This is a genomic window from Amycolatopsis sp. NBC_01480 (genome assembly GCF_036227205.1).
Lineage (GTDB): Bacteria > Actinomycetota > Actinomycetes > Mycobacteriales > Pseudonocardiaceae > Amycolatopsis.
The window spans coordinates 9,752,614-9,772,141 of sequence record NZ_CP109442.1; the positions used below are offsets into that span (position 1 = coordinate 9,752,614).

At 70.4% G+C, this 19,528-nt stretch carries 24 protein-coding genes, 1 tRNA gene and 3 pseudogenes; 21 read left to right on the plus strand and 7 right to left on the minus strand.

All coding sequences use genetic code 11. The features are described from left to right. Positions 1–80: 80 nt before the first annotated feature. From OG371_RS45420 to OG371_RS45480, 13 genes and pseudogenes are all read left to right on the plus strand, one after another. A complete protein-coding gene (locus OG371_RS45420) occupies positions 81–1,271 on the plus strand; it encodes a zinc-dependent alcohol dehydrogenase (protein ID WP_329063645.1) in 1,191 nt (396 codons plus the stop codon). Between the two features lie 16 nt (positions 1,272–1,287). After that, positions 1,288–1,509 carry a DUF2795 domain-containing protein gene (locus tag OG371_RS45425; protein ID WP_329063648.1) on the plus strand — a complete coding sequence of 74 codons (222 nt, stop codon included), beginning with the start codon at positions 1,288–1,290 and terminating at the stop codon, positions 1,507–1,509. A 100-nt stretch (positions 1,510–1,609) separates the two neighbouring features. Beyond that, the gene (locus OG371_RS45430) at positions 1,610–2,062 is read left to right on the plus strand and encodes a hypothetical protein (protein WP_329063650.1); all 453 of its coding nucleotides are present in this window, start codon (positions 1,610–1,612) and stop codon (positions 2,060–2,062) included. Further along, the gene (locus tag OG371_RS45435) at positions 2,059–2,181 is read left to right on the plus strand and encodes a hypothetical protein (protein ID WP_329063652.1); all 123 of its coding nucleotides are present in this window, start codon (positions 2,059–2,061) and stop codon (positions 2,179–2,181) included. Before OG371_RS45430 ends, OG371_RS45435 begins: the two co-directional genes overlap by 4 nt. Next, the gene (locus OG371_RS45440) at positions 2,154–2,309 is read left to right on the plus strand and encodes a hypothetical protein (RefSeq protein ID WP_329063654.1); all 156 of its coding nucleotides are present in this window, start codon (positions 2,154–2,156) and stop codon (positions 2,307–2,309) included. Before OG371_RS45435 ends, OG371_RS45440 begins: the two co-directional genes overlap by 28 nt. Next, positions 2,306–2,605, plus strand: a complete 300-nt coding sequence (locus tag OG371_RS45445; RefSeq protein WP_329063656.1) for a cation:proton antiporter — start codon at positions 2,306–2,308, stop codon at positions 2,603–2,605. Before OG371_RS45440 ends, OG371_RS45445 begins: the two co-directional genes overlap by 4 nt. Continuing rightward, positions 2,602–2,838 carry a Na(+)/H(+) antiporter subunit B gene (locus OG371_RS45450; RefSeq protein ID WP_329063657.1) on the plus strand — a complete coding sequence of 79 codons (237 nt, stop codon included), beginning with the start codon at positions 2,602–2,604 and terminating at the stop codon, positions 2,836–2,838. Before OG371_RS45445 ends, OG371_RS45450 begins: the two co-directional genes overlap by 4 nt. Next, positions 2,835–3,548, plus strand: coding sequence for an MnhB domain-containing protein (locus OG371_RS45455; protein WP_329063660.1), 714 nt, complete (start codon positions 2,835–2,837; stop codon positions 3,546–3,548). The genes OG371_RS45450 and OG371_RS45455 overlap by 4 nt, the downstream gene beginning before the upstream one ends. Continuing rightward, a complete protein-coding gene (locus OG371_RS45460; RefSeq protein WP_329063662.1) occupies positions 3,545–3,898 on the plus strand; it encodes a sodium:proton antiporter in 354 nt (117 codons plus the stop codon). Before OG371_RS45455 ends, OG371_RS45460 begins: the two co-directional genes overlap by 4 nt. Positions 3,899–3,901: 3 nt before the next feature. Beyond that, on the plus strand, positions 3,902–5,677 hold the full coding sequence (locus tag OG371_RS45465; RefSeq protein WP_329063664.1) for a complex I subunit 5 family protein: 1,776 nt from the start codon (positions 3,902–3,904) through the stop codon (positions 5,675–5,677). A gap of 108 nt (positions 5,678–5,785) precedes the next feature. After that, positions 5,786–8,086, plus strand: coding sequence for a phosphoketolase family protein (locus OG371_RS45470; RefSeq protein ID WP_329063666.1), 2,301 nt, complete (start codon positions 5,786–5,788; stop codon positions 8,084–8,086). Next, positions 8,083–9,153 carry an acetate/propionate family kinase gene (locus tag OG371_RS45475; protein WP_329063668.1) on the plus strand — a complete coding sequence of 357 codons (1,071 nt, stop codon included), beginning with the start codon at positions 8,083–8,085 and terminating at the stop codon, positions 9,151–9,153. Before OG371_RS45470 ends, OG371_RS45475 begins: the two co-directional genes overlap by 4 nt. A 13-nt stretch (positions 9,154–9,166) precedes the next feature. Then, positions 9,167–9,343 (plus strand): annotated as a pseudogene (locus tag OG371_RS45480) (selenide, water dikinase SelD); the annotation flags it as partial. A gap of 189 nt (positions 9,344–9,532) precedes the next feature. On the opposite strand, the pseudogene OG371_RS47570 reads toward OG371_RS45480, so the two are convergent. Then, positions 9,533–9,727: pseudogene (locus OG371_RS47570) on the minus strand (CBS domain-containing protein); the annotation flags it as partial. A gap of 116 nt (positions 9,728–9,843) precedes the next feature. On the opposite strand from OG371_RS47570, the gene OG371_RS45490 reads away from it, so the two are divergent. After that, on the plus strand, positions 9,844–10,029 hold the full coding sequence (locus OG371_RS45490) for a hypothetical protein (RefSeq protein ID WP_329063670.1): 186 nt from the start codon (positions 9,844–9,846) through the stop codon (positions 10,027–10,029). 57 nt (positions 10,030–10,086) lie between these two features. Here OG371_RS45490 and OG371_RS45495 read toward each other — a convergent pair whose 3' ends face one another. Both OG371_RS45495 and OG371_RS45500 read right to left on the minus strand, forming a co-directional pair. Beyond that, the gene (locus OG371_RS45495) at positions 10,087–10,323 is read right to left on the minus strand and encodes a hypothetical protein (protein ID WP_329063673.1); all 237 of its coding nucleotides are present in this window, start codon (positions 10,321–10,323) and stop codon (positions 10,087–10,089) included. After that, complete coding sequence (locus tag OG371_RS45500; protein ID WP_329063675.1) at positions 10,316–10,546, minus strand: ANTAR domain-containing protein; 231 nt, start codon at positions 10,544–10,546, stop codon at positions 10,316–10,318. Before OG371_RS45500 ends, OG371_RS45495 begins: the two co-directional genes overlap by 8 nt. 628 nt (positions 10,547–11,174) lie before the next feature. Here OG371_RS45500 and OG371_RS45505 point away from each other — a divergent pair. Further along, a complete protein-coding gene (locus OG371_RS45505) occupies positions 11,175–11,567 on the plus strand; it encodes a DUF5313 family protein (protein WP_329063677.1) in 393 nt (130 codons plus the stop codon). Positions 11,568–11,699: 132 nt separating this feature from the next. After that, positions 11,700–11,876, plus strand: a pseudogene (locus tag OG371_RS47575) (transposase); the annotation flags it as partial. Positions 11,877–11,921: 45 nt separating this feature from the next. Here the strand turns inward: OG371_RS47575 and OG371_RS45510 are convergent. After that, on the minus strand, positions 11,922–12,107 hold the full coding sequence (locus OG371_RS45510) for a hypothetical protein (protein ID WP_329063679.1): 186 nt from the start codon (positions 12,105–12,107) through the stop codon (positions 11,922–11,924). Positions 12,108–12,250: 143 nt separating this feature from the next. On the opposite strand from OG371_RS45510, the gene OG371_RS45515 reads away from it, so the two are divergent. Then, positions 12,251–12,946 carry an IS3 family transposase gene (locus tag OG371_RS45515; RefSeq protein ID WP_329073441.1) on the plus strand — a complete coding sequence of 232 codons (696 nt, stop codon included), beginning with the start codon at positions 12,251–12,253 and terminating at the stop codon, positions 12,944–12,946. Between the two features lie 142 nt (positions 12,947–13,088). On the opposite strand, the gene OG371_RS45520 is transcribed toward OG371_RS45515, so the two are convergent. Further along, on the minus strand, positions 13,089–13,964 hold the full coding sequence (locus OG371_RS45520) for a hypothetical protein (RefSeq protein ID WP_329063681.1): 876 nt from the start codon (positions 13,962–13,964) through the stop codon (positions 13,089–13,091). 767 nt (positions 13,965–14,731) lie between these two features. On the opposite strand from OG371_RS45520, the gene OG371_RS45525 reads away from it, so the two are divergent. Further along, complete coding sequence (locus OG371_RS45525) at positions 14,732–16,531, plus strand: recombinase family protein (RefSeq protein WP_329063684.1); 1,800 nt, start codon at positions 14,732–14,734, stop codon at positions 16,529–16,531. Here the strand turns inward: OG371_RS45525 and OG371_RS45530 are convergent. Beyond that, positions 16,520–16,593 (minus strand) — tRNA-Leu (locus OG371_RS45530). The genes OG371_RS45525 and OG371_RS45530 overlap by 12 nt on opposite strands. Positions 16,594–16,694: 101 nt before the next feature. Beyond that, positions 16,695–17,288, minus strand: coding sequence for a TetR/AcrR family transcriptional regulator (locus OG371_RS45535; RefSeq protein WP_329063685.1), 594 nt, complete (start codon positions 17,286–17,288; stop codon positions 16,695–16,697). A 96-nt stretch (positions 17,289–17,384) separates the two neighbouring features. On the opposite strand from OG371_RS45535, the gene OG371_RS45540 reads away from it, so the two are divergent. The 3 genes from OG371_RS45540 to OG371_RS45550 are packed head-to-tail and all read left to right on the plus strand — an operon-like array spanning position 17,385 to position 19,503. After that, positions 17,385–17,759, plus strand: a complete 375-nt coding sequence (locus OG371_RS45540) for a hypothetical protein (RefSeq protein WP_329063687.1) — start codon at positions 17,385–17,387, stop codon at positions 17,757–17,759. Continuing rightward, complete coding sequence (locus OG371_RS45545; RefSeq protein ID WP_329063690.1) at positions 17,756–18,943, plus strand: acyl-CoA dehydrogenase family protein; 1,188 nt, start codon at positions 17,756–17,758, stop codon at positions 18,941–18,943. Before OG371_RS45540 ends, OG371_RS45545 begins: the two co-directional genes overlap by 4 nt. Next, positions 18,943–19,503: an alpha/beta hydrolase gene (locus tag OG371_RS45550; RefSeq protein ID WP_329063692.1), complete on the plus strand. Its 561-nt coding sequence runs from the start codon at positions 18,943–18,945 to the stop codon at positions 19,501–19,503. Before OG371_RS45545 ends, OG371_RS45550 begins: the two co-directional genes overlap by 1 nt. Positions 19,504–19,528: the final 25 nt, after the last annotated feature.

The following is a 19,528-nucleotide window of genomic DNA, read 5'->3' on the forward strand; positions in this document are numbered from 1 at the left end:
CTCCAACGTCCGGCCCGGTGTTTGCCCGCGCGTTCCCCGGGCACCCGCCCCACAAGACGAGCCGAGCGGAGAGGATGGCCATGAAGGCAGTGACCTGGCACGGCAAGCGCGACGTCCGCGTCGACACGGTGCCGGACCCGAAGATCGAGGAGCCCACCGACGCCGTCGTGCGGATCACGTCGACCGGGATCTGCGGATCCGACCTGCACCTGTACGAGGTGCTGGGCGCGTTCATGACCGAGGGCGACATCCTCGGGCACGAACCCATGGGTGTCGTCGAAGAAGTCGGCGCCGGCGTCACCGGCCTGAAGTCGGGCGACCGCGTGGTGGTGCCGTTCAACATCTCCTGCGGCCACTGCTACATGTGCGGCCACGGCCTGCAGTCGCAATGCGAGACGACGCAGGTCACCGACCAGGGTAAGGGCGCGGCGCTGCTCGGGTACACCAAGCTGTACGGGCAGGTACCGGGCGGGCAGGCCGAGTACCTGCGGGTCCCGCAGGCGCAGTACGGCCCGATCAAGGTCCCGGACGGCCCGCCGGACGAGCGGTTCGTCTACCTGTCCGACGTCGTGCCCACGGCGTGGCAGGCCGTCGAGTACGCCGAGATCCCCCAGGGCGGGTCCGTCGTGCTGTTCGGGCTCGGGCCGATCGGGCAGATGTCCGCCCGGATCGCGCGGCACCGCGGCGCGGGCCAGGTGATCGGGGTCGACCTGGTGCCGGAACGGCTCGCGCGGGCCCGGTCGCACGGCGCCACCGTGGTGGACACCCGCGACCACCGGCGCATCGGCGACGCGATCCGCGACCTCACCGCCGGGCGCGGCGCGGACTCGGTGATCGACGCGGTCGGCATGGAGGCGCACGGCGCGCCGATCGGCAAGCTGGCGCACGACCTGGTGGGCCTGCTGCCCCAGCAGGTGGGCGCGAAGATCACCGAGAAAGCGGGCGTCGACCGGCTCACCGTGCTCTACGCCGCGATCGACAGCGTCCGCCGCGGGGGCACGATCTCGCTGTCCGGCGTCTACGGCGGGATGGTCGACCCGATGCCGATGATGGACCTGTTCGACAAGCAGATCCGCCTCCACATGGGACAGGCCAACGTGCGCCGCTGGATCGATGACATCATGCCCGTCCTCACCGCCGACGGGGATCCGCTGGGCGTCGAGGGGTTCGCCACGCACAAACTGCCACTCGACGACGCGCCGCGCGCCTACGACATTTTCCAGAAGAAGCTCGAAGGGGCGCAGAAAATCCTGCTGCAGCCCGCGACCTGACCGGGAGGAGACCGCCGTGCCCGATGTGCGCGAGTACCTCACCGAAGTGCGCTATCCCTGCGACCGTGCGGAGCTGCTGCGCGCGGCCGCGGCGGGCGGCGCCGGGGACCAGCTGCTCGGACGGCTGGGAACGCTGCCCGAGCGCGACTACGACTGCGCCGACACCGTCCACCGCGAGCTGGACGGCGTGACCAGCGGCGCCGGCGGCGGGCGCCGGCCGGGAGACACCGGAACCTGACTCGTTGGCCGCCGCCGGCACCACGGCGCGTGACCGCTTTCCGAGGCCCGGTCGAGGTGATCGGCGTTTGCCGGACGTGCCGGAGGGGAACGTGGACGGCATGCGCGCAGCAGGCGAGGTGGCGGTGTGGTGGTTCGGGCTGGCCGCGTTGTGGCTGGTCACCCTGTCGACACCGGCGCTGCCGGAACTCCTCGCCGGTGCCGTGGCGGCCCTCACCGCCGCAGTGGCGGCCGTCGCCGCTCGCCACGCTCTAGGCGGGCGCTGGCGGCCGAAACGCTCTTGGTGGCGCTGGGTGGCCGCGTTGCCGGTGGCGGCGGTGCGGGAGTCGGCTCTCGCCTTACGCACGGTGTTCCGCGATCCCACTGCCGGTGGGTTCGAAGAAGTCGCCCTGCCGGACGAACCCGGGCCCGTGCGGGAGGCCCGGCTCGCCGCGGCCGCGCTCGTCCTCGGCTGCACGCCCGGCACCATGGTCGTTTCCGGCGGTTCGCGAGTGCTGCTGGTCCACCGGCTTCCGGGCAGCGGCACCCGCGCGCTGCGGCAGGTATCGCGATGACGTGGCTCCTGTTCGCCGCCCTGCTGTTGCTCGTCGGCGGCCTCGGACCGGCGCTCTGGCTCGCCGCCCGTGGCCGCCCGCGGAACGGCTCGTGGGTGTGCAGCAGGCCGGCGCGGTGACCGTGCTGGTGCTCCTGCTGCTCACGCAGGCGTACGGTCCGTCGAGCGCGGTGGTGCTGCCGCTGGTGCTGGTGGTGCTGGCGTTCGCGGGCACCCTGGTGTTCGTCCGGCTCCTGGGCCCGCGATGACCGTCCTCGCGCAGGTGCTCGTGTTCGCCGGGGTCGCCGTGGTCCTGCTGGCCTCCGCCGCGCTGGTGCGGGCGCGCGACCTGTTCACCCGGCTGCACCTGCTCTCCCCGGTCACCACGCTCGGCGCGCCGCTGATCGCCGCCGGACTCGTGCTGGTCAACGGCGTGCACCTCGGTTCCGGCGCGATCGTGGCCACCGCGGTGCTGCTGCTGGTGACCGGGCCGGTGATCCAGTCCGCGACCGCGCGGCTCGAGGCTGCCCGGCGCGAGGAGATCGACGAGGACCTGCCGTCGTGAACACGGCCGTGCTGCTCGTCGCGCTCGCGCTCGTCGCCGTGTCGGGGCTGGTGGTGATCGCCACGTCCGACCCGAAGCGGCAGGCCGCGCCGTTGTCGGTGTTCTCGTTGTGCCTGACCGTCTTGTTCGTGGTGTTCCAGGCTCCGGACGTCGCGCTGTCCGAGCTGGCCGTGGGCGCCGCGGTGGTCCCGCTGCTGGTGCTGCTCACCCTGCGCAAGGTGGACCGGAAGTGAGGGCGCGCGACGGGCTCGGCCTCGTGGGCGGTGCCGGGGTCGCGGCGATGCTGGCGGCCGCGTTCGTCCGGCTGCCCGCGGTCGGCGGGGCCTCGCACCCCTACCGCGACCTGGTGCTGCCCGCGGGGCTGGGCTCGGCCATGCCGAACCTCGTGTCGGCGGTGAACTTCGACCTGCGGGCGCTCGACACGCTCGGTGAGGAGACGATCGTCGCCGCCGCGGTGGTCGGGGTGCTCGCCCTGCTCCAGCCGTCGGACCGTCCGCCGAGCCCGCACGGCCGGGTGCTGCCCGTCATTCGCTTCACCGGGTACCTGTTGCTGCCCGTCGCCCTGGTCCTCGGGCTCGACGTGATCGCGCACGGGCACCTCACCCCGGGCGGCGGGTTCCAGGGCGGCGTGGTCCTGGCGACCGGCTGGCACCTGCTCTACCTCGCGGGCAGCCGGACGGCGCTGGCGCGGCTGCGGCCCCTCGGGCGGCTCGAGCAGGTGGAAGCGGCGGCCACAGGACTGTACGTGGTCACCGGCCTGTGCGGGCTGGTGGTGAGCGGGACGTTCCTGACCAACGTGCTGCCACGCGGCGCGTTCGGGTCGCTGGTGTCCTCCGGCACGGTGCCCGTGCTGAGCGTGCTGGTAGGCGTCGAGGTCGCCGCGGGAACGGTGGTACTGCTGTCGCGGTTCCTCGACCAGGACCGTGAGGAGGCGACGTCGTGACGGGGATCGTGTCCGGGGCCAGTTACGGCGTGGCCGGGTGGCTCCTGCTGCTCGGCTGCGCGGGCATCATCCGCAGCCGCCACCTCGTGCACACCGTGGTGTCGCTGTCGGTGGCGCAGGCCGGGACGTACGTGCTGCTGCTGGCCATCGGCTACCAGGACGGGGCCGGGGCGCCGATCATCACACCCGGGCAGCAGCAGCCCGTGGTCGACCCCGTCGTGCAGGCCATGACGCTGACCGACGTCGTCGTATCGGCCACCATCACGGCGCTGCTGCTGGCGCTGACCGTCCAGATCTCGCGGCGGCACGGCACCGTCGACCCGGACGAGCTCCGGGCCCTGCGGGGCTGACGGGTGACCGCCCTGCCCGCGCTGCTCATCGCGGTCCCGCTGCTCGCCGCGTGTGTGCTGCTCGGGCTCGGCCGCCGGCTGCCGCGCGCCGCCGCGGACTTCTTCGCGGCCGGAACCGCGGCCGCGGTCGTGGCGCTCGCGACCGTCCTGGTCACCGCCACCCGGCACGATCGGGTGGTGTCGTGGCTCGGCGGGCACCGCCCGGACGGCACGCGCTCCACCGGGATCGTGCTCGCCGCGGACTCGCTGAGCGCGGGGCTGGCGTTGCTGGCGGCCTTCCTCACCTTCTGCGCGCTCATCTACGGCTGGCGCTACTTCGAGGCCGTGGAAGCCCGCTTCCACGCGATGATGCTGCTGTTCCTCGCCGGGATGCTGGGCTTCCTGATGACCGGCGACCTGTTCACGATGTTCGTGTTCTTCGAGCTGATGGGCGGTGTCGCGTACGCGCTGACCGGCTACCGCGTCGAGGAGGCGGATTCCGTCCAGGGCGCGCTGAACTTCGGCGTGGTGAACTCCCTCGGCGCGTATTTCACGCTCATGGGCGTCGGGCTGCTTTATGCCCGCGGCGGCCAGCTCGGGCTCGCCCAGCTCGGCGTCGCGCTCTCCGGGCACGGCACCGACGCCCTGGTGGTGGCGGCGTTCGTGCTGGTCTGCACCGGGCTGCTGGTGAAGGCGGCGGTGGTGCCGTTCCACTTCTGGCTGGCCGACGCCCACGCCGTGGCCCCGACACCGGTCTGCGTGCTGTTCTCGGGCGTGATGGTGCAGCTCGGGCTCTACGGCGTGTACCGGGTGCGCACCACGGTGTTCGCCTCCGCTCCTTCCGGCGCCGCCGTGGACCGCGCGCTGCTCGTCCTCGGTGTGGTGACCGCGGTGCTGGCGGCCGTGCTGTGCCTGACGCAGCGGCACCTCAAGCGGATGCTCGCCTATTCCACGATCGCGCACACCGGCCTGTTCCTGTGCGGCCTCACCGCTTCCGGCGGCGCGGCGGGCGCCGGATTCCTCCTGTCGGTCCTGGGGCACGCGGGCGCCAAGGCCGCGCTGTTCCTGCTCGCGGGCATCCTGCTGAACCGGCACCGCAGCGTGGACGAAGACGAGCTCACCGGACGCGCCCGGTCCTCGCGCACCGAGGGGGCTCTGTTCGTGGTGGCCGCGGTGGCGCTGGCCGGGCTGCCGCCGTTCGGCACGGCGCTCGGCAAGAACGTGGTGGAGCACGCGACCCCGGGCTGGATGGCCGTGCTGCTGGTGCTCGTCTCGGCGGTCACGGCCGGCGCCGTGCTGCGCGCGGGCTTGCGGATCTACTTCGGGCTCGGCCGGGTCCCGGAGGAGAACCAGGACGACAAGTCCACCGGCAGCGGGGAAGAACCCGAGACGCGAGGCCATCTCACTCGCACTCCGGCCACGATGTTCGCCGCCGTTGTGCTGCTGCTGGCCCTTTCGCTGGCCTCGGGCACCGTGCCGTGGCTCCGCGAGACCGCGGCCATCGCGGGCGCGCAAGCGGCCGACCACGCGGGCTACCTGCACGCTGTCCTCCCGGTCCTGTCCGCCGGCCCTCCACCGGCACCCGCCGAGGTCGCGTGGACCGGCAGCGGCCTGCTGAGCGCCGGCGGGGCCGTGCTGCTCGCGCTCGTGGTCGCGGCGGCCGGGCTGTGGTCACGCCGCCGTGCTCCCGTGGCGGTGCGCGAAGCCGTGCACGCGCTGCACCGCGCGCACTCGGGCCACGTCGGCGACTACGTGGCCTGGCTGCTGGTCGGTGTCACCGCGCTCGGGGCGCTGGTGTGATTCTTTCCTTGAGTACGACCAGCGAATGTGTGAGCAGCCGGAAAGCGGATACCCGGTGGGAAAACCCGGTCGTGAGCCGGGCCAGCCCGCAGCCGAAAGGAGTTCCCCGTGGCCGTCGGCCCCGACACCGCCACACTGCGCCGCTACCGCCGCGCCGGTGACTACCTCGCCGCGGCGATGATCCACCTCAAGGACAACGTCCTGCTCACCGACCCACTGCGCGCCGAGCACCTCAAACCGCGGCCGCTCGGCCACTGGGGCACCTGCCCCGGCCTGACGCTCGTCTACTCGGCGCTCGACCACCTCGTCACCCACACCGGTCAGCGCACCCTGCTGGTCACCGGCCCCGGACACGGCGCGCCCGCGATCCACGCCAACCTGTGGCTGGAAGGCACCCACGCCGAGTACGACCCCGGCCTCTCCCTCGACGGCCACGGGCTCGCCGAACTCGTCCGCCGGTTCTCCTGGCCCGGCGGCTTCCCCAGCCACCTCTCCCCCGAGGTGCCGGGCGTGATCCACGAAGGCGGCGAGCTGGGTTACGCGCTCGCCACGGCGTTCGGCGCCGCCTTCGACGACCCCGGCCTGCTCGTCGCGTGTGTGATCGGCGACGGAGAGGCCGAAACCGGCCCGACCGCCGCCGCGTGGCACAGCCCGAAGTTCACCAGTGAGAGCGACGGCCGGGTGCTGCCGATCCTGCACCTCAACGGCTACAAGATCTCCTCCCCCACGCTCTACGAGGGCATGGGCGACGACGAGCTGACCGCCTACTTCACCGGCTGCGGCTGGAGCCCGCTGCTGGTCGACGTCCGCGGCGCCGACGACCCGGACACCCTGCTCGGCGACGCGCTCGCCCGTGCCCACGCGCAGACCGAGGGGCGGCCGCCGATGATCGTGCTGCGCAGCGAAAAAGGCTTCGGTCTCCCGGCCAGCGCGCCCGACGGCACACCGCTGGCGGGTACCTTCCACTCCCACCAGGTGCCGTTCCCGGACGCCACCGAGGACCCCGAACAGCTCGCCGCACTGGAGCGGTGGCTGCGCTCCTACCATCCCGAAGAGCTGTTCGACGAGAACGGCGTCCCCGCGCCCGATCTGCTCACGGTCCCACCTGAACCGGAGCTGAGGCTCGGCCGCGTCCCGCAGGCGAACGGCGGGCTGCTCCGCCAGGATCTGCCGCTACCGGACACCGGGAAGTTCGCGGTCGGCGTCGACCGTCCGGGCGGGGCGGACGCGAGCGCACCCGAAGTGCTGGGAGGCTGGCTCGCCGAGCTGGCCCGCGCCGCACCGGAGACGTTCCGCGTGGTGTGCCCGGACGAGCTGGAGTCCAACAAGCTCGGTGCGCTGCTGGAGGTGACCGCACGGCAGTTCGACCGCGACGTCCCCGGCCACAGCGAGCACCTCGCGCGCCACGGGCGGGTGCTGGAAGTCCTTTCGGAACACCTCTGCCAGGGCTGGCTGGAGGGCTACCTGCTCACCGGACGGCACGGCCTGTTCCCGTGCTACGAGGCATTTGTGTCCATTGTGGACAGCATGGTGAACCAGTACGCCAAGTTCCTCAAGATGTCCGGTGAGGTCCCGTGGCGGGCGCCGGTGGCCAGCCTCAACTACCTGCTCAGCAGTGACGGCTGGCGCCAGGACCACAACGGTTACAGCCACCAGGGCCCGGGTTTCCTCAACCAGATGCTGACCAAGAAGGCCGACACGGCGCGGATCTACCTGCCGCCGGACGCGAACACCCTGCTGGAGACCATGCATCGCTGCCTGTCCTCGACCGGCCTGATCAACGTCGTCGTCGCCGGGAAGCAGAACGGCCCACAGTGGCTCTCGCGCGAGGAAGCCGTGGCGTACTGCCGAGCCGGAGCCGCGGCCTGGCCGTGGGCGGGCACCACCGACGGCCCGGCCGACGTGGTGCTGGCCTGCGCGGGGACCACGCCCACCATCGAAGCCGTCGCCGCCGCCGAGTTGCTGCGTGACCGCGCGCCGGGGCTGAAGCTGCGAGTGGTGAACGTGGTCGACCTGCTCTCGCTCTGCCCGCCGGACCGCCACCCGAACGGGCTGGCGGACGAGTCGTTCGCCGAGTGCTTCGGCGAGGACGTGCCGGTGGTGTTCGCCTTCCACGGCTATCCCTCGGCCGTGCACGAGGTGCTGCACGGGCGTCCGACTGCCCAGCGCTTCCACGTGCACGGCTACCTCGAGGAGGGCACCACCACGACCCCGTTCGACCTCTTGGCGAGCAATCGGATGACCCGCCACGACCTCGCCGCCGACGCCGTGCGGCGCGCCCGCGGCTGGGCGTCGGCGGGCGGCGACCTGGCCCGCGAGCTGGTGCGCGAGCGCGATGCGCTGCTCGCCCGGTCCTATCGCGACGGTCAGGACCCGGAGGAGATCACCGGCTGGCGGTGGCGCGGATGAGGGTGCTCACGGTCAACCCCGGTTCGGGCAGCCTGCGCCTGCACCTCGTGGACGCGGCCACCGGGCAGGTGCCGGACTCCGAGGAGATCGGCCAACCGCCGCAGGAAGCCGACGTGGAGCCATTCGTAGACCGCTGCGGGGCGGTCGATGTGGTGGCGCATCGGCTCGTCCATGGCGGCCCGGGTCTCGTAGCGCCGGCCGTGGTGAGCCGCCAGGTCCGCGAAACGGTGGCCGCCGCCCGTTCCCTGGCTCCGGAACATGTCCCCGCCACCGAGGCCCTGCTGGACCGGCTGACCCGGCTGCTGCCCGACGCGCGGCACGTCGTGTGCCCGGACACCGCGTTCCACCGCGACCTGCCGGAGGTGGCGCGCGCCTACGCGGTGCCGCGGCAGTGGCGGGACCGCTGGGGCCTGCGCCGCTACGGCTTCCACGGCTGGTCGTTCGCCTGGGCCGTCCGCCGTGCCGCCGAGCTGCTCAGCCGCCCGGCCGAGGGGCTGAACCTGCTGGTGGCCCATCTGTCCGGTGGCTGCTCGGTGACCGCGGTTGCGGGCGGGCGCAGCGTCGACACCTCCATGGGCTTCACCCCGCTGGAGGGCACGATGATGGCCAGGCGGTCCGGCACCGTCGACCCCGGGATGCTGCTGTGGCTGCTGCGCGAAGGCCACCTGGACGCCGCAGAGCTGGAAGACGGCCTCTACCACCGCTCCGGGCTGCTGGGCCTTTCCGGCACCTCGGACGACACCCGCGACCTCGTGCGCGACGACGGTGAACAGGCCCGCTTCGCCCTCGCGGTCTTCGAGCACCGCGCGCGCCGCGAACTGGCGGCCATGGCGGCGAGCCTCGACCGCGTGGACGCCCTCGTCTTCACCGGTGACATCGGCTGGGACCAGCCGGAAGTCGCCGAGGCCATCGCGGACGGACTCGGCGTGCTCGGCATCCACGGCGGCCTGGCCACCGGCCGTGAGCACGACGCCGTGATCAGTCCGGCCGACGCGGCGGTCCCGGTACTGGCGATCGAATCCCGTGAGGAGCTGGCCCTGGCCCGAGCGGCGATCGAGGCTCACTGACCGTCGAGACGGCCGCAACCTCGACTGGGTCCGCCCGCACACCGACCTCACCCGCATCACCGAAGACGAAGCCCTGCTCCTGGCCGACGCCCAGACCTCGGGCGGCCTGCTCGTCGCGGCCGAAAGGCCCGGGTACCCGGTGATCGGCGAGCTGTTCCCCCCGTCCCGATACACCGTCGTGGTCGGCTGATCCCCGTACCGCGCGCGACCGCCGTCCGGAGTGAGCCGGAAGGCGCCGGCCCCGGTGACTCGCCATGGTGCGCATGATCTCCTCGGCGTCGTCGTCCGCGCCGATCGTCACGGCCTCCCCCTGCGCCAGCTCGGAGGCGTGCAGGGCCCGCGGGTCCTTGCCCTCCGCGAGGACCTTCACCACGATGTCCCGGTCGGTGACCATCCCCTTGAGGCGCCCGTCCTCGCCACACACCGGCACGGCGCCGATGCCGTCCGACGCCATCAGCCTGGCCATGTCCAGCACCGTATCGGACTCGGCGACGCAGCTGACGCCCGTGCTCATGATTTCCCTGGCTGCGGTCATGTTCAGCCTCCTTCCTCCTGGTCCCGGCCGGGTACCCATGGACACTGCGGACACACGCTCAGACCAGTTCGCCTTATTCGCAGGGACTTCGGTCACCGCCGAGGGAAGTCACCGCGTATCGGACGGCGGGGCCACCCTGCTTACCGCCGCCACCAATGAACGCCCGGCTCCTTCTCGATCCGCAGAGTGCCGCCCTGCCCTGCGAAAACTGCGGCTACACCGCGCTGCACGTCGCGCGGCTCGTCGGCGATGACGGCGCCGCCATCGGCCAGACGATGGTGTGCACCGCTTGCCACCGCCAGCGCCAGGACGACTCCTCGGCCGACGGCCGGATCCGCTGATACCGCAGCGCCCGGTGCCGCAATGGGATGCGGGCCGAATCAGCTCCGCGCGCAGGCTCAGCGGGGCAAGCGGTGATAGCCGACGGGATGATCGAGGCCGCGGTCCAGGAACACCTCGTTGAGTGCCTGGGCGATCATGTTGTGCTCGTGGTCGTCCGGCCGGAGCACGCCGAGCGCGTAAGCCTCGACTTCCAGCTCCTCCGCGACCCCGCCGATCGCGACGTATTCCGCCCATAGCTCGAAGGGGCTCAGCCCGGAGTCCCGATAGCCTTCGTACAAGCCTAGTTCAGGCATCGGAGTCCCTTCCGAGCACCTCACGCGCCGCCGTCGCCATGGTGACGCGTTGGCGGGCAGCTGTGATCGACAGTTTCCGCACAGCTTCTTCCACGGTGGTTCCTTCCCGCTCGGCCAGCACCGCGGCGGCACTCTCGAGCACGGCCCGCCGAGCCAGCGCGGCTTCGAGCCGGGCATGAGGGCGGGCCGCCCCGGCCGGACGACCGCGGCGCAGTGCGGCCACGGTGCGGCCGAACAGATCGAGTCTCGCCTCCGCCAGTCCCCTTCGAACGCGGTGGGACCGGCGGCGTAATAGTTGGGCCCGGCCTGGCCGACATGGCCCACGAGCGGGATCGACAGCACCGAATGAACTTGGCTGCCCTCGGCCACGTCACCGAAGGCAGCGGCCGCGTCCGCCAGGTCCACGACCAACGTCCGCCGCCCTTCACGGGCCGCGTCCACGCAAGGACCGCGATCGGCCGTGTACTGACTCTCGTCCAGACTCGCGGCAGTACGGTCGCTCGCGGCGAGTGTGCGGAAACACCGGCTGTCCCAAGCTGTCAAGCTGACCGACAACACCCCCGGAACGGCGTCGGGAACCGCTTCGATCACAACCCGCACGAGCTGCCCCCGCTCGGCCGGCGCCGCGCCGCGGTCTGCCGCCTTCAGCGCCGCGGCCAAGTCGGGACCGGCGTCCACGGCGGGCCCTGCCTCGGCCGGTCCGCACTCGGGCTGCCGGTATCCCATAACGCTCCTCCGTATTCGCCGCCGGCAATGGCGCTATGCCGGTCCTACCCGTTCGAGTGCCGAGTAAACCTCAGCGAGGAGGAAGACTGGCGGTTCACCGGCCGGCGACCGGGGCACCCATTCCTGTGGAGAGCAAACGTCCTGGCCCGTTCAGGTGGCTGCGGTATGTCTACGGCGGTCGCCTTCCCCCGCGTTACCGTGAATGGGTGCTGCACGACGCCACCGCGAAGACCTGGCTGCTGCGATTCACCTTGCGGATCCTCGCCGAAGCACTGCCCTGGCTCGTCGCGGCGTTCCTCGTCCTCACCTTCTACACCCTGGTGCTGGTGCCGGTGCCGGTGCCGGTGCCGGTGCCGGTGGTACTGGCGGCGCTCGTGCTGAGCCTGCTGCTCACCCTTTTTCTCACCGTGACCAGCGCCGACGAGCTGGCCGAGGTCCGGCTCACCCGACACGGCTTTCCGCCGGGCACCGGCAAAGCGGTACGCAAGCGCCTTGGCCGTCCCGGCACGTGGCCGTAAACAGCGGCCCGGCTTCGGTCCGTCGTCCGGTGACGCATGTCGAAAGGTTCCAGGAAGCCTTGAGGTCCCCCCCCCCCCCCGGGAGTGGACACCGAGTTAGCAGGACCTTGGTTCTGTTGGAAGGATGTCCATATGCCTCCTCGCAAGCGTTGGTCGTACACGGCCGAGTTCAAGGTCGAGGCTGCGCATCGTGTGATCGATTCCGAGCGCACGATCGCTGCGGTTGCCCGCGAACTGGGGATCGACGCAGGAATGTTGAGTTACTGGGTCAAGGACGAGCGGCGCAGGATCGCCGCCGCCGAGGTCCACGGGGACGCACCGCTGGAGACGGCTGAGCGGGCCGAACTACAGCGGCTACGACGGCAGGTCGGCGAGCTGGAGAAGGACAATGCCTTCCTGGTAAAGCTTCGGCGTACTTTGCCGCGATGCAGAAGAATCCGCACGGTTCGCTCTGATGGCCAAGTACGCCGGCCCCGACCAGCGCGCCGAGACGGGCGGCACCACCGCACCGCAGGGCACGCGGTTCTCGGTGCTGCGCATGGCGCGGCTGCTGGAGGTCTCGACATCGGGCTACTACGCGTACGTGAAACGCGCCGCGGCGACGGTGCCGACGCCGCGGCAGGAGCGCCGCGCCGATCTGGCGGTGAAGATCCTGGACGTGAATGCCGAGTCCGACGGCACCTATGGGTCCCCCGCGGGTCACCGCCGAGCTGCGGGACCGCGGCGAGACGGTGAACGAGAAGACTGTCGCGGCGATCATGGCCGAGATCGGGATCGAGGGCATCAGCCCACGCACGTTCAAGGTCCGCACCACCGTCGCCGATCCGACCGCCTCATTCCCGCCGGATCGGGTGCGGCGACACTTCGACCAAGGCCGGCTGGATGCCGTCTGGTTCACCGACATCACCTATCTCACCTGCGGTGAGGGCGACATGTACTTGTGCGCAATCCGGGAAGGGCACTCTCGCCGCGTGCTCGGGCATGTCGTCGCCGACCATATCGGTGCGGACATGGTCGGCCAGGCCATCGACGCCGCCGTCGCCTGCCGCGGCCGCAGCGTCGCCGGCACGGTGCTGCATTCCGATCGTGGCGGCGAGTTCACTGCGGCGCTGACCGCCGCAGCCTGCGCCCGCCACGACCTGCAACGGTCGATGGGCGACACCGGGATCTGCTGGGACAACAGCCCCGCAGAATCGTTCTGGTCGACGTTCAAACACGAATACTATTACCGCCATACCTTTGCCACCAAGACAGAACTCGTTGCTGCGGTTGACAAATGGATCGAACGATACAACAATAAAAGGCGTCACTCCGCAATCGGAATGCTCAGCCCTGTCTGCTACGAGCAGTCCCTGACAGACACAGCGAAAGCTGCTTGAAGACCTGTCCACTGTTCGGGGGGAACCTCATCCGTCGCCTCCCCGGAATCGAGAACAGCACAAAGTCCAGTCACGAGCACTCCAACCTGCGGAAACAGCAGTACCGACAGCCTCAGACACGGGATGCCCGCGCCGATTTGATTCAGGCAGCCCACGGCAACCCGCAACCGGGAAATTCCCGCGCGGCCACAGCCAACTGCTCCATTGCGCGGTTGCGGCGGCGCGTCACCGTCGGCTGACTCACCCCGAGCAACTCCCCCACCTGCCGATCCGTCGCCACCCCATCACGCCCCATCGGATCTCCGAAATACCGGGTCACCAGGAGCGTGATCGCCTGCTCGTCCAGATAGTTCTGCTCCACCGCCCACGACAACAGCTCCAGGAACTCCTCCGAGGCATCCATCTCCGCCTCCGGCTGGGTCAGAGGCCCGCGGAATCCCTCCGCGTCGATGCTGGCCACATCCGCGGCCGCCTGCGCGTAATCAACTCCGAGCGCTCGCAGCGCAGCCCGCTGCGTCTCCCGCACCAGATTTGCCGCGACGTGGTGCCTCCGTCGCAACGGATAGCAGCGAACCTGCTCCCACAAATGCCCGATCACCGAAGCCTGGATGTCGGCGTTGTTCTCGCTCGCCGACACCCCGCCCCCGGGCACACCCCGGCGCGCGCCGAACGACCCCACCGCGGCCCGGCTCGCGCGGATCACCCGCCCCGTGATCCCCGGGACCGCCGGCAACATCGCGCTCACCACGATCTCCGCCGCCGTCACGCCCTCGCTGCCGAGCACGCCTGCCCGGCGAAGGAGGGCGAAGAGGACCGCATCGTGATGCGCGTACTCGCGGGTGGCCAGCACCGCATAAAACCCCTCGGACCCGTCTATACCGTCGAGATCCGGATCTTGAGCAGCCCAGGCTTGCAAGGCAAGATCAAATCGTCGACGGGACGCTGGGCGACGAAGCTGCCCCTGCAACGCAGTGACCGGACTCGACGAACTGGGAGACGTGAAGCTGTGGGCGGCCATGACCGCTCCTTCCGACGCGACGACAAGATCGCCACGAGTTTCGGAAGGCCTCCTTGCCCACCTCCTGTATCCGTTCCTTGCTCCGCGCCGTGGGCAAGCTCAACTTCACCTGAATAGACCACAAGTGACACATGCGCGGATGAATTCCCGGGGAGAACTCAAGGGCAGCTACTACCGGAGCTACTGGTCGACTATTGCAGCACCGGATTCCCCATGAATCTATTCGTCTTCTCCTCAGCCTGTCTCGGAAAACCTCTGTCCCGGTGATCTGCGAGACCGACGAGACTGGTCTCGCACATCGTCTCGATGGTCCCGACAGAGGTCTCGGGGCGGGGAGAGCAAGTGGACGAGACCGAGAACAGCCTGGTGGAGAAGCACGAGACTCCCACCTCAACGGTTCCTGACTAGCGTTCGCGAGACATCGCGGACGAAAGCCGGCCGCGGGAGAAGCGACAATCTTGGTGCTACGATCAACAGCGCTCACGTAACGAAACCTGGCACTACACGGGACATGTCGAGCTCATTCATGGAGCAAGCGCGGAAAGACTGCGTTCAAAGCTTGCTCAAGCGTCAGCGGACCTCTTGCGCTGGGCCGCTGACGCCACCATTGTCGATCCCACCAAGGATGCGTAGCCGTCATGAATTCACCCGAAGGCTTGGTCGTAAATCCGCCGGCCCCGTCGTTCGACCGGCTCCGCACAGGCACCGGAACCGTCGCGGTCTCGGGCCCGTCTGGGCTCTCGGATCACGCTGTCTCGCCGCTGGGCATGCCCCTCGCCTTGCTCCGGGACGAAGTCCGAGTCGCCTTCCTCGGGCGCACATCCACCGAGGATCAGCAGGACCCCCGCCAGTCCCTCATGCGCCAGCTCGGCAACGCCAAGACCGCCTTGCCCCAATCCTGGGTCGTCGTCGCACACTTCTACGACGTCGAGTCCGGCCGCATGGAACTGGACCAGCGCGGTCGCGGTGGGCACTACGACCGGTTCGACATCCCGATCGCCCGCGACGGCGGGATCGCCGACCTGCTCTCCGAGGCCGCCCAGCCCGACCGGCGGTTCGACGTAGTGATCTGCGAGAGCATCGCGCGTGTCGCCCGACGCGCCTACGAGGGCCTCTCGGTCGAACGAGACCTCGAACGCTGCGAAGTCTCGCTCTTCGCCGCGAACGAGACCATCAGCGTCTCGGGCAGCCGAGCCCAGCGGATCCTCCAGCGCCGCCTCAACCAGTCCGTTGCCGAGTACGAGGTCCTCAACACCCTCGAGCAGTTCTGGGGCGGCCTCTGTACCCACCTCCGCGAAGGCTGGAACATCGGCAAACCGTGCTACGGCTACAAGGCCAAGACCTACCGCCATCCCAACCCGTCGAAAGCTGCGAAGGGCACGACGAAGACCCGGCTCGAGCCCGACGGGCCGTGCGGAGAGACCGTCACCCAGATGGCCTCGTGGGCCTACTACGACTCACTCGGCGTCGACACCATCGCCGATCTGCTCAACGCCGACCTGGCCAAGTTCCCGCCGCCGACGCCACCAGGGAAGACGCGGGCACGCGGCAGCTGGAGCAGTTCCAGCGTCAGCGACATCCTGCGGAACCCGAAGTACACCGGCTACCAGGTCTACAACCGGCGCGCCACCCGCTCACGCCGAGGCAAGGTGAACGATCCCATCAAATGGGTCTGGTCGCGCGAGCCGGCCCACGAGCCGCTGATCCCGAAGTGGATGTATGACGAACTCACCGCGCGCCGCGGCGCCAGACGGCGCTCCAGGATCAGCGCAGAGCCCAACCGCCACCCCCAGACACGCCGGACCTACGCGTTCCGCGCCATGGTCTTCTGCCCCTGCGGCCGTCGCATGGTCGGCGAGCCCCGGCACGGCCGTACCTACTACCTGTGCCGGCCAAGCAACAACCGCGGCAGGCCGGACAAGTACAACGGCCACCCGAAGACCCTCTACCTCCGCGAGGACGCACTTCTGGACGCTGCCACCGGCTTCTTGGCGGACCGCGTCTTCGGCCTCGAACGACGCTCCATCCTCGAAGCGCAGCTGGCGGCCGTCGACGACCACGAGGCTCGGGAGAACGAGGCCCGAGGCGCGCGGCTGGTTCAGGCCATGGACGACCTGTCGAAGAAGCAGAACTCCGTCCTCCAGCAAGCCATGGACGGCGACCCCGACGACGCGTTCACCAAGGCTCTCCGCAGCCGGTACAACGAGCTGGAAGTCCAGCGCGCCGAATTGGCCGCGAAACTGTCCACGGCGAACGAGCCGACCAGCACAGGCCCAAAGGTTCCGACCGCTGAAGAAGTCTCTCTGCTGGACTCGCTGCCTTACCTCGCCGTCAACCTGATCCAGGCCCCGGCGGACTTGCTTCGCGCGCTCTTCGAGGTGGTTCAGCTGCACATCCAGGTCCACGAAGAAGGAAATCGTGCAACACTGACCGTCACCTTGCCCGCTGACCAGATACCCCAGGTCACGGGCACTGCAGAGAGGATCGGCGACCAGATGGACCCGCAAGAAGCACCCGGTGCGGATGCCCGGGAGCGCTTGTGGGGTTCTATATCGTGCCCCCGGTGAGATTCGAACTCACACTGGACGGGTTTTGAATCCGTTGCCTCTGCCAGTTGGGCTACGGGGGCGTGGCTGCCGGAAACTCTACGCGATCAGCCCGGCCGCGCGAGCGCCGGGGTCGGGCTCCCCGGCGACGACCGGAAAGCGTTGCGCGGCACGGCCTTGTGCGTCAGGTGAAGGCCTTGACCATCAGGTCGGCAACCTGGTCCAGGTACTCCGGGGTGACCGGTTCGCGGCGGGCGTGGAGGCGCCAGAAGATCGGGGCGGCGAAGACGTCCAGGGCCAGTTCGCGGTTGATGTCCGGGGGGACTTCGCCGCGGGCGACGGCTCGGTCGAGGACCTCGTTGCCCAGGGCGCGGCGGGGGGCGGCGATGTCGTCGGTGAGGCCCCGCGCCAGGGATGCGTTGGTGCGGGCGACGCCGAGCAAATCGGTGAAGATCGGGCCGATGCGGGGGTCGCCGAGCCAGTCCAGGACCGCGTCGAGGACGGCGCGCAGGTCGCCGCGGAAGGAGCCGGTGTCGGGGATCGACGCCATCGGCACGCCCAGCTCCGCGAAGGTGCTGACGGTCATTTCCAGCTTCGACGGCCAGCGCCGGTACAGCGCGCTCTTGCCCACGCCGGCGCGGCGCGCGACGGCGTCCATCGACAGGGACTGGTAGCCCTTCGCCGCCAGCTCGTCCAGGACGGCCTCGACGATGGACTCCGTCAGGTCCTGCCGAAGGACGGCGGCGCCCGTGGGGGTTCGGCGCTTGATTTCCGGCATGGGCGGCGATGTTAGCACTGGACAGCACCGTCCCGTCCCGCCTACAGTTCGTCGGGACGGAACGGTCCCGACCTGCCCAGGTGGAAGGAGACTCGCGTGCCCGACTATCCCGGGAATCCCGGCGACACCCTGATCTTCGAGAACGACCGGGTGCGCGTCTGGTCCATGACGCTCGCCCCCGGCCAGCTGTTCGACTTCCACCAGCACCACCACGACCACGTGGTGCTCTGGCCCGAAGCCGGCCTCGCGCAGGCACAGGAGCTGGGCGACCAGGAGTGGGGCCTGACCCAGGAGGCCCGGCCCGGCTTCGTGCTCTACCGGACGGTCGGGCACCGCGAACCCCTGACACCGCACCGGATCCGCAACATCGGGGAGGACACTGTGACGCATTACGTGGTGGAGCTGCTGGAGAAGTCGCCGAGGGCCGAGTCCGAGCCGTGGGTGTTCAACGACCGCGGGGAGATCCGATGACCGGCGCACTGCCGCGGACCGGGCGCGAGGTCGTGGAACGGGCCCGCGAGCTGCGGCCGCTGCTGGCCAAGGACGCCGTACGCATCGACGCCGAGGGCGCCGACCCCACGGAGAACATGCGCCTGCTCGGCGAGGCCGGGCTGCACCGGATCAGCGTGCCGGCCGAGTTCGGCGGGCTGTGGGAAGGCGGCCTGTACGGCGGCTGGCGCGAGACCGTCGAGGCGATCACGGAGATCGCCGCGGCCGACGGCTCCACCGGCCAGTGCTGGGCCACCACCGCGCTGGTCGCGCGCGAGCTGTACGGCTCGGACCTCGACGCCGGGACCAAGCGGCAGCTGGCCGGCGAGCTGATGCACGAGGGGCGCCGGTTCGTCGCGTCGAACGCCGAGACCGGCGGCACCGGCCCGGTGACCGGGCGCCGGGTGGACGGCGGCCTGGTGGTCAGCGGCACCAAGACGTTCAACACCGACAGCGGGGGCGGCGGCCGCGACCTGGCCTGCGTCAGCTTCGCGCTGGCCGGCCCGGACGGCGCGAGCGCCCGCCACCACGCGCTGATCCGGCTCGACGACCCCGCGCTCGAGGCCCGCGGCGACTGGGACAACATGGGCCAGCGCGGCACTTTCAGCCAGACCATCGTCTACCGCGACGTGTTCGTGCCCGACGGCTGGCACTTCGCGTCGCACGAGCCGGACCCGTACTTCCTGTGCGCGGTGATGCTGCTGCACGCGGCGATCCTGCAGGGCATCGGCGAAGGCGCGTTCGAGGCGGCCGTCGGCTACCTGCGCGAGCTGGACCGGCCGAGCATGCCGAGGTTCGGCTCGGCGTCCGCCGACCCGCTGATCCACCGGCAGCTCGGCGAGATGTCGAGCGAGCTGGCCGCGGGCCGGGCGCTGATGGTGGCCACCGCCGCCGAGCTGGCCGATCCGCCCGTGGACGCCGGCGAGATGGGCATCCGCGGGTTCCGTTCGAAAGTGGCCAGCACCCGTGCGGGCCTCGACGTGTCCTCGCGGCTGCACGACCTCACCGGCGCGCGCAGCACGTCCAACCGCTACCGGTTCGACCGCTTTTGGCGCAACGCCAGAACTTTCGGCTCACACGACTCGCTCGACGTGAAGAACGCGCTCATCGGCGACTACGAGCTCGCGGGGAAGTTCCCGATCCTCTCCGACTACGTGAAGTTCTGATGCCCCATCCGTCGGAACTCCTGCCACCGCAGGATTACGCGGCCATGGCACCGCGGGCGCTCACCGAACCGCATGCCGTGGCCGCGCTGCCGGGCGCGCTCAGCCACCTCAACCTGGCCTACGCGACGATGATCGGCTGGCGGCCGCTGCGGCTGGACCTGCATGTGCCCGCCGGCTCGCCCGGCCCGCACCCGGTGGTGGTGTACGCGCACGGCGGCAGCTTCGTCGGCGGGATCCCGGCGCTCGGGCCGTGGACTTCACTTCCCGTGCAAGGGATCGCGGTCGCGTCGGTGGCCTACCGGCTGGCCGGGGAGGTGCCGTTCCCGGAGCCGGTCGAGGACCTCCGGGCGGCGATCCGGTGGGTGCGCGCGGCCGCCCCGCGATTCGGCCTCGACCCCGCGCGGGTCGCCGGCTGGGGCAGTTCCGCGGGCGGCTACCTGATGACCATGGCGGCTTTGGCCGGGGAAACGGCGCTGGGGCGGGAATTCGGCGAGCACCGGGACCACTCCCCCATGCTGTCCGCGGTCGTCGACCACTACGGACTAGAGCGTGTCTGCTAAAGATCGGTAGGTTGGTGCGGGATGC

Excerpts from the sequence above, each read along its gene's own strand:
- OG371_RS45420 (WP_329063645.1), top strand. The coding sequence starts at position 81 with ATGAAGGCAGTGACCTGGCACGGCAAGCGCGACGTCCGCGTCGACACG.
- OG371_RS45430 (WP_329063650.1), top strand. The coding sequence starts at position 1,610 with ATGCGCGCAGCAGGCGAGGTGGCGGTGTGGTGGTTCGGGCTGGCCGCG.
- OG371_RS45435 (WP_329063652.1), top strand. The coding sequence starts at position 2,059 with ATGACGTGGCTCCTGTTCGCCGCCCTGCTGTTGCTCGTCGGCGGCCTC.
- OG371_RS45445 (WP_329063656.1), top strand. The coding sequence starts at position 2,306 with ATGACCGTCCTCGCGCAGGTGCTCGTGTTCGCCGGGGTCGCCGTGGTC.
- OG371_RS45475 (WP_329063668.1), top strand. The coding sequence starts at position 8,083 with ATGAGGGTGCTCACGGTCAACCCCGGTTCGGGCAGCCTGCGCCTGCAC.
- OG371_RS45490 (WP_329063670.1), top strand. The coding sequence starts at position 9,844 with ATGAACGCCCGGCTCCTTCTCGATCCGCAGAGTGCCGCCCTGCCCTGC.
- OG371_RS45495 (WP_329063673.1), bottom strand. The coding sequence starts at position 10,323 with ATGCCTGAACTAGGCTTGTACGAAGGCTATCGGGACTCCGGGCTGAGC.
- OG371_RS45510 (WP_329063679.1), bottom strand. The coding sequence starts at position 12,107 with ATGCGCAGCACCGAGAACCGCGTGCCCTGCGGTGCGGTGGTGCCGCCC.
- OG371_RS45515 (WP_329073441.1), top strand. The coding sequence starts at position 12,251 with ATGGGTCCCCCGCGGGTCACCGCCGAGCTGCGGGACCGCGGCGAGACG.
- OG371_RS45520 (WP_329063681.1), bottom strand. The coding sequence starts at position 13,964 with ATGGCCGCCCACAGCTTCACGTCTCCCAGTTCGTCGAGTCCGGTCACT.
- OG371_RS45525 (WP_329063684.1), top strand. The coding sequence starts at position 14,732 with ATGCCCCTCGCCTTGCTCCGGGACGAAGTCCGAGTCGCCTTCCTCGGG.
- OG371_RS45535 (WP_329063685.1), bottom strand. The coding sequence starts at position 17,288 with ATGCCGGAAATCAAGCGCCGAACCCCCACGGGCGCCGCCGTCCTTCGG.
- OG371_RS45545 (WP_329063690.1), top strand. The coding sequence starts at position 17,756 with ATGACCGGCGCACTGCCGCGGACCGGGCGCGAGGTCGTGGAACGGGCC.
- OG371_RS45550 (WP_329063692.1), top strand. The coding sequence starts at position 18,943 with ATGCCCCATCCGTCGGAACTCCTGCCACCGCAGGATTACGCGGCCATG.